Raw genomic sequence first — 16,404 nt, 5'->3', positions numbered from 1 at the left:
AATATGGGTAGTTTATATGGATATTAGAAAAGAGTATTTAGAGTTTTTTAAAAACAAAGGACATGAAGTAATATCATCAATGCCGTTAGTGCCCGATGATCCTACATTAATGTTTACAAATGCGGGAATGGTACAATTTAAAGATATTTTTACGGGAGCTGTTCCTAGACCTAAAAACCCAAGAGCAACATCTTGTCAGCTTTGCGTAAGAGCCGGAGGGAAACATAACGATTTAGAAAATGTCGGTTATACGGCAAGACACCATACACTTTTTGAGATGTTAGGAAATTTCTCTTTCGGAGACTATTTCAAAGAGGATGCAATAGCTTACGCATGGGAATTTATTACGGTAAACTTAGCTCTTCCTATTGAGAAATTATGGGTTACGGTTCATGACAGTGACGATGAAGCTTTTGAAATTTGGTCAAAACATATTGATCCTTCAAGAATTATGAGATTCGGGGATAAAGATAATTTTTGGTCAATGGGTGACACCGGTGCATGTGGACCTTGTTCTGAAATTTTTTATGATCAAGGTGCAGAAAATTTCAACTCTCCTGAAGATAAAATGGGTGGAGACGGTGACAGATTTTTAGAGATCTGGAATTTAGTTTTTATGCAGTATGAAAGAAGTGCAGACGGTACTTTAACACCTCTTCCTAAACCTTCAATAGATACAGGTATGGGTTTAGAAAGAGTTATTGCAATCAAAGAAGGTGTTTTTAATAACTTTGATTCATCTAACTTTCAACCTATTATAAAAAAGATTGAAGAATTATCAGGTAAAAAAGTAACATCTGAAACAATCGGTTCATATAGAGTAATTGCGGATCATTTAAGAGCCAATGCTTTTATGTTAAGCCAAGGTATTCTTTTTGGAAATGAAGGAAGACCTTATGTAAACAGAAGAATTATGAGAAGAGCCGTAAGACACGGATACCTTCTTGGCTTTAGAGAGCCTTTTATGGCAAAACTTTATGATACACTTTGCGATATTATGGGTTCTCATTATAAAGAGCTTATTGAACAGAAAAAATATGTAAAAGAACAATTAACTTTAGAAGAAGAGAGATTTTTCAAAACTATTGAATCGGGTATGGCTTTATTTAATGAAGAGCTTGAAAAAACAAAAGAGCTGTTCAGCGGTGAAATTGCATTTAAACTTTATGATGAAAAAGGTTTCCCTTTAGACTTAACTCAAGATATGTTAAGAGACAAAAATATCCAAGTTGATGTAGAAAAATTTGACGAACTTATGAATGAGCAGAAAACAAAAGCAAAAGCTGCTTGGAAAGGTAGCGGAGACGCTGCTAAAGAGGGTGATTTCAAAGCCTTAATTGAAAAATACGGAATAAATGAATTCGTAGGATATAATCATACAACATACGACAGTAAAATAGTTGCACTGCTAGATGAAAGTTTCAATGAAGTAGAAAAATTATCTAAAGGTGAAAAAGGTTGGGTGATGCTTGACAAAACTCCGTTTTATGCTACAAGCGGTGGACAAGAAGGAGATGTGGGCGCATTAGAAGATGATGAACATATTGCTATTGTTAAAACAACTCAAAAATTCCACGGAGTTAATTTATCTAAAGTATCGGTTGAAAAATCAACTTTAACAAAAGATGAAAAAGTTTCGGCAGTTGTAGTAAACAGATGGGAAATAGCAAAACACCACTCTGCAACGCATTTACTTCAAAGTGCTTTAAAAATGGTACTTGGAGATACTGTTTCACAAGCAGGTTCATTAAATGATGCAAATAGACTAAGATTTGACTTTACTTACCCTAAAGCTATGACAAACGAAGAGATAGAAGAAGTTGAAGATCTAGTAAATACAATGATTGCAAGAGGTATTGAAGGAAAAACCGAAGAGTTACCTATTGAAGAAGCCAAAGAAAAAGGCGCAATAGCTATGTTCGGTGAGAAATACGGAGATGTTGTAAGAGTTGTAAGCTTTGAAGATGCTTCTGTTGAATTTTGCGGTGGAACTCACGTAAGAAATACTCATGATATAGGTTCTTTTTATATTACAAAAGAATCGGGAGTCAGTGCAGGAGTTAGAAGAATAGAAGCTGTTTGCGGATTGTCGGCTATTAAATACACAAAAGATATTATCTCTAAAATGAATGAAGTGCAAACAGAAGTTAAAAACAGTGATGTCCTTTTAGGTATTAAAAAATTAAAAGATCAAATAAAAGAGCTTAAAAAAGAGTTGGAACTTGCACAAAACTCAGTTGCCGCTCCTATTAATGAAGAGCTTATAGGCGATACAAAAATAGTTGTAGATATCGTAAAAAACGGTGATATTAAAAAAATAGTTGATGATTATAAAAACGGAAATGAGAAAGTCGCTATTATGCTTATTCAGCCAAAAGGCGAAAAAGTAATGTTGGTTGCAGGATCTAAAAATACGGCAATCAAAGCAGGCGACTGGATTAAAAATATTGCTCCTATTGTAGGCGGAGGCGGAGGTGGAAGACCCGACTTTGCCCAAGCAGGAGGAAAAGATATTTCAAAAATCGATGAAGCAAAAGAAGCGGCACTAAAATTTGTAAAGGAGAATTTATAAGAGATGGAAACACTATTTCATAACTTCTCTTCAATAATTGTTTTTTTACATGTTATAAGTGCCGTAATCTGGGTTGGAGGAATGATAGCAATAAGACTTGCCGTTCATTACTCTATGCAAGAGGTTCAAGATCCTAAAATAAAACTTGGAAGAACACTGGAAAATCTTAGAAGATTTTTTAATATGGTAATCCCTTCAATTATTGTTTTGCTTTTAACTGCAATAATTATGATAATTGCTCTTGGATTTAAAGGAACTCCTTTATACTCAATCGTTATAGCAAAAGAGAGTGTTTGGACTATTATGACTATAGTTTTTGCCGTAATTTTTATAAAAAGAAACCAAGCACAAAAAGCTTTTGATGAAGGAAAACTTCCTTTGGCAAAAGAGAAATTGGCTCCAATAGCCAACTATCTTATTCCCCTTAATATACTTTTAGGAATTGTTGCTATTTATTTAGGAATTACACTAAGAGGATTTTAAAAATCAAGAAGTTGTAAAAAATCAAAACAACTTCTTATTTTATTGGTAAAATCAGCCTTTATTAAATAGTTCTGTAACTTTTTTTTACTATACTTAAGTATAAAATTTTAAGGATATAAAATAATGTATATGCTCATTCTTTATATTTTACTTCCTCTTTTTGTTTCAGCCTCTGTTTTATCCAATAATAAGAAAATTATTTATACGTTTTCAGCAATTTCGGCTATAGTTTTAAGTGCAGTTTCTTTATATCTTTTATCTATTGATGCAGTTGTCCAGTTCTCTATAAACAGCACTTTGCACTATATAATTATAAGTTTAGACACTCTGCTTTTACTCTATTTTGCTTATATAGGATTTAAGTTTAAAAGTCTAAAAGTACTCTGCTTAGCTTTAATTCAACTATTTTTATTTACTTACGGCGAGACTTTTTTAGAAAATGAGATATTTAGTGATTTTTATGCAGACAAATTATCTTTTTTTATGCTTTTAGTTATAAATCTAGTAGGTTCTATAATTGCTATTTATGCTCTCAAATATATAGAGTATGAGGATTGTTCACAAGAAAGAAAAACCTTTTTTCTTTCTTATTTATGGTTTTTTATTTTTATTATGAATATGGTAGTTATCTCAAATAGTTTTATGCTCTTTTTCTTCTTTTTTGAATTAACAACTCTATCTTCGTATCTTTTAATTAGATTCAGAGAAGATGAAATTTCCATAAACAATTCTCTTCGAGCTTTGTGGATAAATCAAATAGGCGGAGTTTTTATTCTTTTTGCTGTAATTATAGCAATTCATACAAACAGTTCTATCTATTTTACAAATATAAACAATAATGCTGTTTTAATAACTATATTTTTAGCTTTTGCAGCTTTTGTAAAAGGTGCTTCAAAACCTTTTGAAAGCTGGCTTTTAGGGGCGATGGTTGCGCCAACACCTGTTAGTGCCATACTTCATAGTGCTACTATGGTAAAAATTGCACCCTTTTTAATACTTAAAATCTCTTATGCCTTTTCTCCTTTAATCTCTTTTTTAATAAGTTGTTTTGCGATGCTTGTTTTTGTCGTAGTATCTTTACAATCTTTAGGGAAAGATAATTTCAAAGAGATTTTAGCCTACTCTACCATCGCACTTTTGGCTTTAATGGTAAGTATTGCGGCAATCGGTACAAAAGAGGCTTTTACTATTACTTTATATCTGATATTTTTCCATGCTGTTTCAAAAGCCTTGCTTTTTATGATTGCGGGGATTTTGGAAAAAGAGTTTCATATAAAAAGTATTGAAGATTTTACTCTGCTTTTTGAAAAAGCACCAAAACTTACTATTTTTATTCTTTTGGCTTTTGCTTCAATTACGCTTCCTCCTTTTGGTCTGTTTTTTGCGAAATTATTTTCAATAGAGTATTTAAGCTTTTTAATAAAACAAAACCCTTTTTATCTTTTAGTTGTAATCTCTTTAGTTATAGGTTCCTCAATTTTGGTTCTTCTATATTTTAAAGTTGCTTCAAAACTAATAGACAGATCTTCAACCGAACATGAGGTTTTAGAGCATAAAATACCAAAAGAGTTTACCTTTACCTCTTATATCTTATTTTTTATTGCACTTGTTTCATTACTTGTAATTGTTTATTCCAAATTAAGTCTTATAATGTTTACAATTATAATCCTTTTACTCTTTTTTGCTTTTTTTATTTTTCTGAAAAAAGCAAAATTTAAAGGCATAGACAGAGTTAAAGAGTATTCGTGCGGAGAGAAATATACCCACAATGTGGGAGTATTTTATTATGATTTTGACAAATATAAAACTATACTTCAAAATAGTTTTATATTTATGCTTTTTGCAATAGTTATATTAGGATTGGCTTTATGAATACAATAACATTTTTTTTAATCCTTTTTGCTCCTGTATATGCAGCTTTTTTTGAAGGTGCACAAAGAGTTTTAAAAGCAAAAATGCAAAGAAGAATAGGACCTCCTCTTATGCAGCCTATTTTTGATATGTATAAACTTATGGATAAAAGAGCCTTAATAGTAAACAAAACCCATACCCTTTTGGGACTTTTTTATTTTGTCACCCTTTGGTGCGTAGTAGGGTTAATTTATATGGGATTTAATCTTCTTTATATAATATTTTTACATCTATTATCTTCTATTATTTTAATACTTGCAGGCTTTAGCGTGAAATCTATCTTTTCTCATTTAGGGTCAAATAGAAAACTTCTCTCAATCGTTGCATATGAACCCGTACTTCTTTTGGTCTGTATTGCAATATATTTAGTATACGGAAGTTTTGAAATAAGTGAAATTTTAAACTCACCTTCACATTTTTTATCTTTGCTTTTTGTATATTTTGCCCTTTTGCTTATAATCCCTTCAATTACAAAACTCTCTCCTTTTGATGCACCTAAAGCTCACCAAGAGATAGTAGGAGGAATAGAAATAGAGTTCGGCTCAATATTTTACGAGTTCTTATATGCCGCAAAATTTTTAGAGATGATTTTTGCTTATAGTTTCGTCTATATTTTAGCAGGGAGTAATCATCTTCTTGGAACAATTTTAGTTCTTTTTACCTTTTTATTTGTAAATTTAGTAGATAACTCTACAGCTAGGATAAAAATAAATCATATGGTAAAAATTGTTTTAGGCTTAGGAGTGATTTTAGTTAGTATAAATATTTTAGGAAGTGTTCTATGAGTTTAAAAAAATATAGAAAAAAATCCCCTTGGATACTTCATTACAACTGCGGAAGCTGTAACGGCTGCGATATAGAGATACTTGCAGCTTTGGCTCCTAAATATGATTTGGAAAGATTCGGTATTTTAAACAACGGGAATCCAAAACAGTCGGATATTTTTTTGGTAACAGGTCCTTTAACCTATCGTTCAAGAGAGAGATTAGTAGAACTTTATACCCAAATGCCCGAACCAAAAGTCGTAGTTGCAGTTGGAAGTTGTACTTGTACGGGTGGAGTATTTAATGATATGTACAATGTGGAAAACGGAATAGATAAATATATTCCTGTTGATGTATATATTCCGGGCTGTGCGGCAAGTCCGGAACTTATAATTGACGGTGTTGTAAAAGGTTTGGAAATTTTAGAGCAAAAAACAAAAGAGATAGAAAAACCTAAAAAACTCTTAGGAGAGCTTGATGAAAGCAAAGCTAGTATCGACAGAACAAAATTTGCAGGAAATATAGATGATAGAAAAAATTGAAGTAAATATAGATGAAGTAAAAAACAAAATCAAAGAGTTTTATAAACCTGATCTTTGGCATTTTGTATGTTTAAATGCGAATGATATAGAAGGGACCTGCAAGCTGCAATGGATATTTTCAAAGTATGAAGAAAAAGAGAATTTCACGGTTTTTGAATGTGACGTAGCTTTTAATGCAACAGTTCCTACAATAACAGATATAATCCCAAGTGCAATAATGAGTGAGATGGAGATAGTTGATCTATTCGGTTTAAAAATTCAAACTATAAAAAAAGGTCTTTATCTTGATGAAACTTCACAACAAACTCCTTTAAAGGAAAAAAATGGCAACTAAAAAAACAATAAATATACCTCTTGGTTCCCAACATATTTCCCTTTTGGAACCAATTCGATTTAACTTTTCAACACAAAACGAAAAAATAGTCGATGTAGATTGGGATGTAGGTTTTGTTCACAGAGGAATAGAGAAAGCCTGCACTACAAATTTTGAGTTTAAGCAAGTAGGATATGTAGTTGCAAGAGTTTGCGGACTTTGTGCTATTACCCACTCTTTATCTTATACCATTGGTGTTGAAAAACTGTTAGATCATGAAGTTAATAAAAAGATAAAATATCTAAGACTTTTAATGCTTGAATTAGACAGAATCCACTCTCATATGCTATGTCTTGCCCATGTAAGCGAAAATGCAGGCTTTGAAGGTATGTTTATGAAAATAATGGCTGACAGAGAACTTGTAATGGATATTCAAGAAGCAATCTCGGGAAACAGAGTTCAGTTTGATTATGTCTCAATAGGTGGAGTAAACAGGGATCTAGACTTGGAAACGGAAAAACTTTTGAAAAAAAATATTTCCTTGCTTGAAGAAAAAATTGATGACTTAATAGATAAATTTACAAATAACTGGTCTTTAAGTTTAAAATATAAAAACATAGGGCACTTAAGCAAAGAAGATGCTTATAATATGAACGCTTTAGGACCGATGGCGAGAGCCTGCGGAGCTAAGATAGACGTAAGACTTGAAACTTCCGATTTTCCTTACGATGAAGTGGGATATGAACTTGTTTTAGAACAAGGAGGAGATATTCATTCAAGAAATATGGTTAGATTAAGGGAGATAAAAAACTCTATTAAAATGGTTAGAAATATAGTTGACGGAGTTCCGGAAGGTGAAATTATGGAAAAAGTTAAAGGTAAACCAAAAGGGGAAACTTTTATGAGAATAGAAGCTCCAAGGGGTGAAATATTTTATTATCTTAATGCAACAGGAAAAAATATGCTTCAAAGAGTAAGAATAAAAACACCTACTTTTTCTCAAATTCCTGCAATGGTAAATGTTTTTAAAGGTGCTAATTATGCAGATGCTCATGCAATTTTAGCCTCATTTGATCCTTGTATGTCATGTACGGCAAAGTAGAGAATTATGTTTAAATCAATAGTTGAATCTTTTACAAATATTTTTAAAAAACCCGTAACAAAAAACTATCCGGCTGAAACTATTAAACATTTTCCAAAATATAGAGGTTTGATTGTTTATGATGTAAATGAGTGTATTTTTTGTGATAAATGCGAGAAAGTCTGTCCTCCCAAAGCCATAGTTTTTCATCAAAATGAAGACGGCACAAAAGAGTATAATTATAATGAATATCTTTGTATCTATTGCGGTGAATGCGTTAGAAACTGCCCAAAAACAGATCAAGCCTTAACTCATAGCGAAAATAAACCGGAAATTGGAATAAAAGACAATTTTCTTGTGACAAACTGGAAAAAACTCTACAATGATGCAAAACAGAGCAGAATTGATTATAAAAATCTTAAAAAAGCTAAAAAAGAGGAGTCCTCTTAATCGCTTAAATAATACTCAACGGTAGAAACAACCCTGACTGTTTTTATATAAGGAGTGTTTTTATCTCTGTTAGTAATACTAAACTGTCCTTGTCTGGCTTTTTTGATTTTTCCTAATTTACTGCTTGAATCTTTTGCAAACTTTAAAGCTACTTCTCTTGCTTTTTTTGTAGACTCTTCTATCATCAAAGGTTTTACTTCATTTAATTTTGTAAAAATATACTCAATTCGTGTATCATAATCATCAATTTTAAAAACAATACCCTCTTTTGTCAACTCATTTAGTTTGGAAATAGTTTCCCTTATTTTATCAACGTTTTTTGAATATATATTTATTGTTCTTTTTCCTAAATATCTATATTCAAAATTTCTGCTGTTTGAGTAATCACTTGCCAGTCTATCGGTTATAGAAGGAGATTGAACTGTTATTTCATCATCTGTTACGCCATTATTTTTTAAAAAATCAAGTATGATTTTCGTATTTTTTTCAATATTTTCATTTAATTTAAAAAAGTCGTTATCGGGAAGAACAAACTTTATAGGCCATAAAACAATATCGGCTTTATACTCTTTTTGAGAAAGACCTTTTACGGTAACAGATCTATCGTACTGTTTAAACTTAACTACGCTAGAAGAGATAAAATATCCTAATGAACTTAAGCCTAAAAAAATAAAAATTCCCAGGGTAAACATTGATTTTGTATTTAAATTCGTCATATAAATCCTTTGATAAAGTAACTTAATTTTTTAAACTTAAGAAAATTTAAGTTACAATAGAGTTACAAATCTCTATTTTTAGGTATATTAGTGTTTAAAAACTGTTTGAAATTTATCTTTTTACTGCTTATTCTGATACTACAAGGCTGTAGCAGCAAGTATGATTCTATCGATTATAAAACTATAAATAACAAACCCTCTGAATCTTTAGATTATAATAAAATATATAATAATTTACTTACACAATATAAAAACTGGGAAGGCGTAAAGTATAAATACGGCGGTTATTCAAAAAAAGGAATTGACTGCTCTGCTTTTGTACAAAAAACCTTTAAAGAGAAATTAAACTTTAATCTTCCAAGAACCACTTATATGCAGCTTAAAATAGGAGAAGACATCAGTCCCGAAGATTTAGCTACGGGAGATTTACTATTTTTTAAAACGGGTTTTAAAACAAATCATGTGGGTATATATCTAAAAAACGGAAGATTTATGCATGTATCTACAAAAAAAGGCGTAATTATTTCAAGACTTGATAATCCTTATTTTTCCAAACATTTATGGAAAATAAGAAGAGTCTTATATTAAAAGGGGATAAATGATTAAAAAAGTAGTTTTTTTATCTTTATTTGCTGCATTTATCACAGGGTGTACTTCAACAAACTCAAAATATGTACAAAGTGATAAAAGCATACAAGATAAAATAAAGAAGAACAATAGAAAAATAGAACTTCAAAGAGCAGAATATGTTCACAATGCTTTAATGGATTTCTATAACAAATGGAAAGGCGTAAAGTATAAGTTTGGAGGAGATGATAGAAAAGGAATCGACTGTTCGGCTTTTACACAAAAAGTTTTTAAAGAGAAATTTGATTTAGATATTCCAAGAACAACTAGAACTCAAGTTAAAATAGGAACAACTGTAAAAAAATCCGAGCTTGAATTAGGAGATTTGATTTTCTTTAAAACAGGAAGAGTTGATAGACATGTGGGGATTTATATAGGAGAGGGAAAATTTATGCATGCTTCAATAAAAGGGGTTAAAGTAACAAAACTAAATAAACCCTTTTATAAAAAAGCTTATTGGACTTCAAAAAGAGTTATAGATCAAAATCCACCGTATATAGCAAGCACGACAGGAATATAGATAACAGAAATCAGTGTTGAAAGCAAAACGGTAAAAGAGGCTTTTTCGGGTTTTGCTTTTAATAATACCGCCAAAGTTACAGTATTGCCTGCAAGGGGAACAATAGAGAAAAGAAACATTACTCTATAGATTTCATCATTTAAAAAATTAATAAAAGTTTTATCTATAAAAATCAAAGCCAAGATGACTCCCGGCCAAAAAATAAATTTAAAGAAGTATGATATTTTTATATATTTTTTGTCAAAATCTTCATTTAGATTAAAACCTTTCATTCCCATTCCAAGCATCATCATTCCAAGCAAACCGTAAGCCCATTTGAAATTTTCAAAATAAGGAACGATAAACTCTGGCGTTCTAAAACCTAAAATATTAAAAGAGACTCCTGCTATAAAAGCATATAAAAGAGGCAGTTTTAAAACTTTCATAATAGATTGTCTTGCAGTAAAATTCCCTTTTGCGGTTACGAAAAAACCTGTCGTATTTTCATAAAGAAGTGAAGCTAAAGTCCCGAAAATAAAAATATTTGCACTATTAGGTTCAAGTAAAATCATAGCAAGAGGAATTCCAAAATATCCGGTATTTCCCGTTCCGCAGGTAAATGCCAAAGTATTTACGCTGGCATCTTTCCACTCGTTTTTATACTTTTTTAAAATATAAAAAGCAATTAAACTTCCAAAAAGGAAAATAAACAGAGGAAGAAAAATCAATTGAAAATTTATATTGATAGATAATACGGCAAAAAATATTACAATGGGACCTAATATATAAATAAGAAGAAAAGCTATATGTTCTCTTTTTATTTTAAAATATCTAGCAAGGATATATCCTGCAAAAATAGTCAAATACAAAGGAAAAATTTTTCCTAAAATTATAAATAAAATTTTCAATTAAAGTCCTAAATAGTTTGCCAGGACAAATAGAATTATTACAGAAAAAATATACATTTTTATTCCATAAAAAAGATTTAGTTTAAATATCTCTACTGCATTTAAATCATATCTTGCCTGCATTGTTAGATTTACTCCGCTAAAAGGTGATGTTGAAACGGAAATCGACCAAGCCATTAGAAATATTGTAGCTAAAAAGGTGTGATTTAACCCCATTGTCCAGTTTCCTATTACGGCAATTGAAATAATAGGGTGAATACCCACGTATGATAAAAGTATAATTACAAGCAGCATAACAGAACCGCTTGCGGCATTAAAATGTTCAAAAGGAAACTCAATATTATATGCCATTAAAACGCAACTTACGCTAACTCCAAACATTCCTGCTACTAAAAACAGTGAAATTTCATTTTTCATTTTAGGTAAATCCGTGCTTACATGAGAGTTTAACTGCTCTATTGCTTTTCTTATTCCCACTTTTAAAGGAAGTATCAAACTTGTTAAAACAATAGAGAAAAAAGAGATTAAAACAATCACTTTTAAACTTGGATAATAATGATTTGTTATTAAAACCAAAGCAGCCAGTAAAAAAGGTAAAAGCAGCGTATCAAACTGTATTGGATAACCTCGAAACTCTTCTATATTATAATTTCTTTTAACATCTAAAAGTGTTACAAAAAAAGCTATTATAGTTAAAACAAGCCCTGAAATTAAAATTTTTGACGTTACTAAATTAGGAGCATATGTAGTTGCGGCTGCAAAAGCCACGAAAAAAGGAGACCAAAAAGCATCTGTAGAGAAAGCTCTTGTTAAAAGTATTGTTTGCTCTTTTGTAAATTTTGCCCTTTTATAAAGCTTATCGGCTACTAAAATCAAAGAAGAGATATTTATAACCGAACCGAAAAGATGTACTCCCCAATAGGTTTTTATAAAAGAGTTCTCTCCTTTTGGAAGCTCTTTTACTTTTTCATTTTTAGGCGTTGCTATAAGTCTTAAAAAACCTACTCCAATAAGAAGTGTAAGCAAGTATTGATTTGCTAAGATTGCTCTTTTAAAATCTACTTCAAAACCGTTTAAAAGGCAGTACATAAAAATTGAAATCGACAGAAGCAGTAAAACAATCAAAAGTTTTATATTTGCAGCTTTTCTAAAAAGAAAAAGTAAAGCAACCCAAGCAAAAATTCCTGAAAAAACCGAAAGTTCATCTTCTAAAAAATAACTAATTACTGTAATTAAAAAAGAGGCAAAAATCAAAATGCCCGATAATTTTTGTATATTCATTTCGTAATTATACTGAAATTTATTTCATTTTTTCTCAAGCTGCTGTACAATACCTAAATCAAAAAAAGGATTCTATTGATAAGACTTGGCTCAAACTCTCCTACAAGAGCTTTATTACTAAAAAATAATAATATTGAATTTATACAAAACGGCGGAAATTTTAATGAAGATTCAATAAAAACAAAAAATCCAAAATCTTTTGTTTATGAGGCAACTTTGGGAAAATACAAAGAACTTTATAAAAAATACGGTATTGATGATATGCCTTTATTGGTTGCAGATTCAGTAGTAACGGCAAATAATGAACTTCTTAGAAAAGCAAAAGATGAAAATGATGCAAGAAGAATGTTGCAACTTCAAAGCGGGAATAAAACTTCTGTTATCACTTGTATGATATATAAAAGTAAAAACATAGAGCTTTTAGACTTATCTATTACAACTTATGAGTTTGCAGCTTTTGACAAAAATGATATGGAAGCCTATATAGAATCAGGAGAATGTTTCGGTAAAGCCGGAGCTATTATGGTTGAAGGTTTTTGCAAACCCTACATCAAAAAAGTAAAAGGATATGAAAGTACCGCCATGGGACTTTGCGTAGAAAAATTAAAAACTTTTATGTAATAAATTTATACAAATATTAATATTTTTAAATAGCTTAAAATCTTTTATGTTAAAATTCGCTAACAAAGTAGTAGGAGAAAGAATGTTTGAATTTTTAAAAAGAAGGCTTAAATCGGAAAAAGGCTCTATGGATAGAATTCTCGTTACGTTTTTTCTTATTGTTCTAGGAATTGCAATTGTAGCAGGATTACAATTTTGGATGCAGAAAAAAAGTCCAAGTTTAGGCAACTCTTTAATAAAATCCCAAAGTTTGGAAGAAAAGGTCTCTTCTAAAAACATATAAAATCTTCTACTAATGATTTTTCATATATCTTTTTATATTTTTTCTTTTTTTCTACTCTATTTTGATTGTAAAAAACGTATAATTCCAAATGCTCTTTTAGGCACACTTTTAGTCTTTTTATTTATTTTTGGATATTTTGAAGATAAGTTAAATCTTTTCTCTTTTTTAAATCTTTTTGTAATCACTCTTTTTTATATAATAGTTTTACTTCTTTTTCCAAAACAGATTTTAGGAGGAGGAGATATAAAATATATGGCTGTTTCAACTCTTTATTTGGAGCCTAGTCATTTTCCGTTTTTTTTGATAATTGCAGGTTTGGTTCAGATGTTTTTTTTAATATACTTTAAAAAAATAAAAAAAAGAAGAAGTGCCCCTATGGCACCTGCTATATTGTTAGCTGTTGTTTTTACAAAACTATTTAACTTTTAATACTAATTGTTCAGGTAAAAGCCCCAGACTCTCTTCTACTTTTTTCGTATCTCCATGATGGATAAAGCTATCTTCATATTCAAAAGAAGTAACATTGATGCAAACTTTTTGTTTATCTAAAAACTCTAAAATCGCACTTGCAACTCCCCCTTGTTTTTGAGAATCGCTGAAAACATACCAATCATCATATTTAGAAGCTAACTCTTTTAATTTTTTTTCATCTAAAGGTTTCACAAACCTTAAATCTAAAATTGAGATATCCTCTTTATGTAAAGCTTCCGTATCACAGGCTCTTGAAACTCCAGCTCCGTAACCTATAAAAAGTTTATTTGAAGTTCCCTCTTTAAGAAGTTCCGAAATTCCTAATTCAAATTTGGAAGCTTTATAAGGCAGCTGTTTAAATGCTCCTCTTGGATATCTAATAGCACAGGGACTTGTAGCTTCATAACCGAACTCTAAAGAGTACTCTAATGTTTTATCATCTCTTGGTGCACATAAAATCATATTAGGAAGAAATCTTAAATATGAGATATCAAAAGCTCCTTGATGCGTTTCACCGTCATTTCCAACAATTCCTGCTCTATCTATTGCAAAAACTACGGGCAAACCCATTAAACATACATCATGAATAATTTGGTCATAGGCTCTTTGTAAAAAAGTAGAATAGATTGTAATAAAAGGTTTAAAACCCTCTTTTGCCATAGCTGCCATTGAAGTTACGGCATGTTGTTCTGCTATTGCAACATCCCAAAATCTTGAAGGAAACTCTTCCATTAGCTTGTCAATTCCCGTACCGCTTGGCATTGCTGCTGTTACACCTACTATATTCTCATGTTTTTTTGCCAATTCTAATAAAGCATCTGCAAATACTGCCGTTGCGGATTTTGCTGAATTTTTCTTAACAAATTTCCCGTTATCCACATTAAAAGGTCCTACTCCGTGCCAACGTTCGTGCTGACCTTCGGCAAATTTATAACCTTTTCCTTTAACTGTTCTTGCATGAACGATAACAGGCTTTTTCATAGCTTTTGCTATCTCTAAAGTCTCAATTATCTCTTCAAGATTATGCCCGTCAATAGGTCCTATATAGTCTATTCCCATCTCTTCAAAAATTATTCCCGGAGTAATAAGTTTCATACTCTCTTCTATTTTTTTGGCTATATAAGTTGCACCTGTAGGAAGGTGTTGAATTATATTTTTATCGACTCTTTCTTTAAAAGCCTGATAATATTTTCCTGCCAGGATTTTTGATAAATACTTAGAGATTGAGCCTATTGGTTTAGCTATTGACATCTCATTATCGTTTAAAATAATGACAACGGGATATTTTCTGTCTCCTAATTCATTTAAAGCTTCATAAACCATCCCGGCAGTCATGGAACCGTCACCTATCATAACAACGGGAGTTCTATCTTCACCTTTTAGTTTTATTGCTTTAGCAGCACCGACTGCAAGTGAGATTGAGGTTGAACTGTGACCTGCCACAAAATAATCGGCATCAGACTCTTTTGGTTTAGTAAATCCGCTTAAGCCGCCAAACTGTCTGATTGTTTCAAACTCATCCCATCTACCGTTTATAAGTTTGTGAGGATAACATTGATGAGAAACATCATAAATAAATGGATCTTTTTTGATATCAAAAACTTTATGCATGGCAACTGTTAATTCAACAGCACCCAGTGTTGAAGAGAAGTGCCCGCCTTTTCTAGATACTACATCAATTATTCTATCTCTAATATCCGAACAAATTTTCTCTAATTCTTCTAAGTTTTTATCTTTTATTTCCATAATTCAACTATTCTTTTATTTTTTTAATTCATCCAAAACTTCATCTAAGACTTTGAAAACTTTTGTATTTTGATCTTCTCTTCCTATTGTTATTCTAATAGCATTTACACTATAACTTTTTAAATCTCTAACAATAATTCCTCTTTCTAAAAGTTTTTGAGCAACATCAGAAGAGATATATTTGTTTTCAAATTTAAAAGTTATAAAGTTGGTATAACTTTCTATATAAGAAAAACCTTTTTTCTTAGCATACTCTTCATATCTTTTCATTTCCTTAAAGTTAAGTTTTATACACTCGTTTACAAACTCTTGGTCTTTTAAAGCCTCAATTGCAGCAGCTAAAGATAGAGTCGTAATATTAAAAGGAGGTCTTAGTTTATATAAAGTTTTTATAATCGCTTCATCACCTATTCCATACCCTACTCTCATTCCTCCAAGAGCATAAGCTTTTGAAAATGTTCCTAAATATACCGCATTTGGAAATTTTGTAATTAGTTCTTTTGGATCAATTCTTTTTTTAGGATCTTTATATGCCGCATACTCTTGATAGGCTCCGTCAACAACAATCAAAGTTTCACTGCTGACTTTTTCCAAAAATTTATAAACTTCTTCTTTATCTAAACACTCCCCTAAAGGATTGTTTGGAATACAAAGAAAAATCATTTCGGGATTATGCTCTTTATATAAAGCCTCAAACTGTTCAAGATTGTGCATACCGTCTTCAGTTTTTAAAGCAACACACCCTTCTTGTCTTCCGTAAATTTCATACATCGCAAAAGTTGTTTTAGCCATAAGAATTTTAGAGTTTTCACTACATTTTGCTTTGATTAAAAACTCGATTATTTGGTCACTTCCTGCTCCGATTATCACATTTTTGCTATTTACATCAAATTTTTCACCCAATGCCTCTTTTAATTCATACATAGAATCATCAGGATACATAAACATATTTTTTGCTAATTCTTGAATCTTTTTAACTACTTTTGTAGAAGTTCCGTAAGGGTTCTCGTTTGAAGCAAGTTTTATAATATCTTCTTGTTTAACTCCATACTCTCTTACAACCAATTCAATCGGTTTTCCAGCTTCATATATTTTACAATTTTCTAATAATTTGTTAAATTTCATTTTTCCTTCTT

The 16,404-nt window shown here is 30.8% G+C and carries 18 protein-coding genes; 13 read left to right on the top strand and 5 right to left on the bottom strand.

The window, feature by feature from the left end:
* Positions 1-16 precede the first annotated feature (16 nt).
* From alaS to AANAER_RS01870, 8 genes are all read left to right on the top strand, one after another.
* The gene (alaS, locus tag AANAER_RS01905; protein WP_129081529.1) at positions 17-2,572 is read left to right on the top strand and encodes an alanine--tRNA ligase; all 2,556 of its coding nucleotides are present in this window, start codon (positions 17-19) and stop codon (positions 2,570-2,572) included.
* Between the two features lie 3 nt (positions 2,573-2,575).
* Complete coding sequence (locus tag AANAER_RS01900) at positions 2,576-3,055, top strand: hypothetical protein (protein WP_044416463.1); 480 nt, start codon at positions 2,576-2,578, stop codon at positions 3,053-3,055.
* A 123-nt stretch (positions 3,056-3,178) separates the two neighbouring features.
* Complete coding sequence (locus AANAER_RS01895) at positions 3,179-4,927, top strand: proton-conducting transporter transmembrane domain-containing protein (protein WP_129081528.1); 1,749 nt, start codon at positions 3,179-3,181, stop codon at positions 4,925-4,927.
* Positions 4,924-5,751 (top strand): NADH-quinone oxidoreductase subunit H, encoded by an 828-nt coding sequence (locus tag AANAER_RS01890; RefSeq protein WP_044416465.1) that lies wholly within the window; start codon positions 4,924-4,926, stop codon positions 5,749-5,751. Before AANAER_RS01895 ends, AANAER_RS01890 begins: the two co-directional genes overlap by 4 nt.
* Positions 5,748-6,272: an NADH-quinone oxidoreductase subunit B family protein gene (locus AANAER_RS01885; RefSeq protein ID WP_129081527.1), complete on the top strand. Its 525-nt coding sequence runs from the start codon at positions 5,748-5,750 to the stop codon at positions 6,270-6,272. Before AANAER_RS01890 ends, AANAER_RS01885 begins: the two co-directional genes overlap by 4 nt.
* Positions 6,256-6,606: an NADH-quinone oxidoreductase subunit C gene (locus AANAER_RS01880; protein WP_228711131.1), complete on the top strand. Its 351-nt coding sequence runs from the start codon at positions 6,256-6,258 to the stop codon at positions 6,604-6,606. Before AANAER_RS01885 ends, AANAER_RS01880 begins: the two co-directional genes overlap by 17 nt.
* Positions 6,596-7,687, top strand: a complete 1,092-nt coding sequence (locus AANAER_RS01875; RefSeq protein WP_129081526.1) for a hydrogenase large subunit — start codon at positions 6,596-6,598, stop codon at positions 7,685-7,687. The genes AANAER_RS01880 and AANAER_RS01875 overlap by 11 nt, the downstream gene beginning before the upstream one ends.
* A gap of 6 nt (positions 7,688-7,693) precedes the next feature.
* Positions 7,694-8,116 (top strand): 4Fe-4S dicluster domain-containing protein, encoded by a 423-nt coding sequence (locus tag AANAER_RS01870; protein WP_129081525.1) that lies wholly within the window; start codon positions 7,694-7,696, stop codon positions 8,114-8,116.
* Here the strand turns inward: AANAER_RS01870 and AANAER_RS01865 are convergent.
* Complete coding sequence (locus tag AANAER_RS01865; protein ID WP_129081524.1) at positions 8,113-8,832, bottom strand: SIMPL domain-containing protein; 720 nt, start codon at positions 8,830-8,832, stop codon at positions 8,113-8,115. The two genes, AANAER_RS01870 and AANAER_RS01865, sit on opposite strands and share 4 nt — an antisense overlap.
* A 90-nt stretch (positions 8,833-8,922) precedes the next feature.
* Here AANAER_RS01865 and AANAER_RS01860 point away from each other — a divergent pair, with 90 nt between their 5' ends.
* Positions 8,923-9,420 (top strand): NlpC/P60 family protein, encoded by a 498-nt coding sequence (locus AANAER_RS01860; RefSeq protein WP_206732536.1) that lies wholly within the window; start codon positions 8,923-8,925, stop codon positions 9,418-9,420.
* Positions 9,421-9,430: 10 nt separating this feature from the next.
* A complete protein-coding gene (locus tag AANAER_RS01855; RefSeq protein ID WP_206732535.1) occupies positions 9,431-9,979 on the top strand; it encodes an NlpC/P60 family protein in 549 nt (182 codons plus the stop codon).
* Here AANAER_RS01855 and AANAER_RS01850 read toward each other — a convergent pair.
* Positions 9,940-10,866, bottom strand: coding sequence for an AEC family transporter (locus tag AANAER_RS01850; protein ID WP_044416475.1), 927 nt, complete (start codon positions 10,864-10,866; stop codon positions 9,940-9,942). The genes AANAER_RS01855 and AANAER_RS01850 overlap by 40 nt on opposite strands.
* Entirely contained in the window at positions 10,867-12,147 is a 1,281-nt protein-coding gene (locus tag AANAER_RS01845) for a tellurium resistance protein TerC (protein WP_129081523.1), read from the bottom strand.
* Positions 12,148-12,222: 75 nt separating this feature from the next.
* Between AANAER_RS01845 and maf the strand changes: the two genes are divergently transcribed.
* The 3 genes from maf to AANAER_RS01830 all read left to right on the top strand — a co-directional run bounded on the left by maf (position 12,223) and on the right by AANAER_RS01830 (position 13,480).
* Entirely contained in the window at positions 12,223-12,768 is a 546-nt protein-coding gene (maf, locus tag AANAER_RS01840) for a septum formation inhibitor Maf (protein WP_129081522.1), read from the top strand.
* 82 nt (positions 12,769-12,850) lie between these two features.
* The gene (locus AANAER_RS01835) at positions 12,851-13,051 is read left to right on the top strand and encodes a hypothetical protein (RefSeq protein WP_129081521.1); all 201 of its coding nucleotides are present in this window, start codon (positions 12,851-12,853) and stop codon (positions 13,049-13,051) included.
* A gap of 12 nt (positions 13,052-13,063) precedes the next feature.
* Entirely contained in the window at positions 13,064-13,480 is a 417-nt protein-coding gene (locus AANAER_RS01830) for a prepilin peptidase (protein ID WP_129081520.1), read from the top strand.
* Here AANAER_RS01830 and dxs read toward each other — a convergent pair.
* Together dxs and hisC are read right to left on the bottom strand one after the other, a co-directional pair.
* Positions 13,466-15,268, bottom strand: coding sequence for a 1-deoxy-D-xylulose-5-phosphate synthase (gene dxs / locus AANAER_RS01825; protein ID WP_129081519.1), 1,803 nt, complete (start codon positions 15,266-15,268; stop codon positions 13,466-13,468). The genes AANAER_RS01830 and dxs overlap by 15 nt on opposite strands.
* Before the next feature lie 15 nt (positions 15,269-15,283).
* Positions 15,284-16,393, bottom strand: coding sequence for a histidinol-phosphate transaminase (gene hisC / locus AANAER_RS01820; RefSeq protein ID WP_129081518.1), 1,110 nt, complete (start codon positions 16,391-16,393; stop codon positions 15,284-15,286).
* Between the last annotated feature and the right edge of the window lie 11 nt (positions 16,394-16,404).

This window comes from Halarcobacter anaerophilus, assembly GCF_006459125.1.
GTDB classification, from domain to species: Bacteria; Campylobacterota; Campylobacteria; order Campylobacterales; family Arcobacteraceae; genus Halarcobacter; species Halarcobacter anaerophilus.
This window is presented reverse-complemented; position numbering and strand designations above follow the sequence as displayed.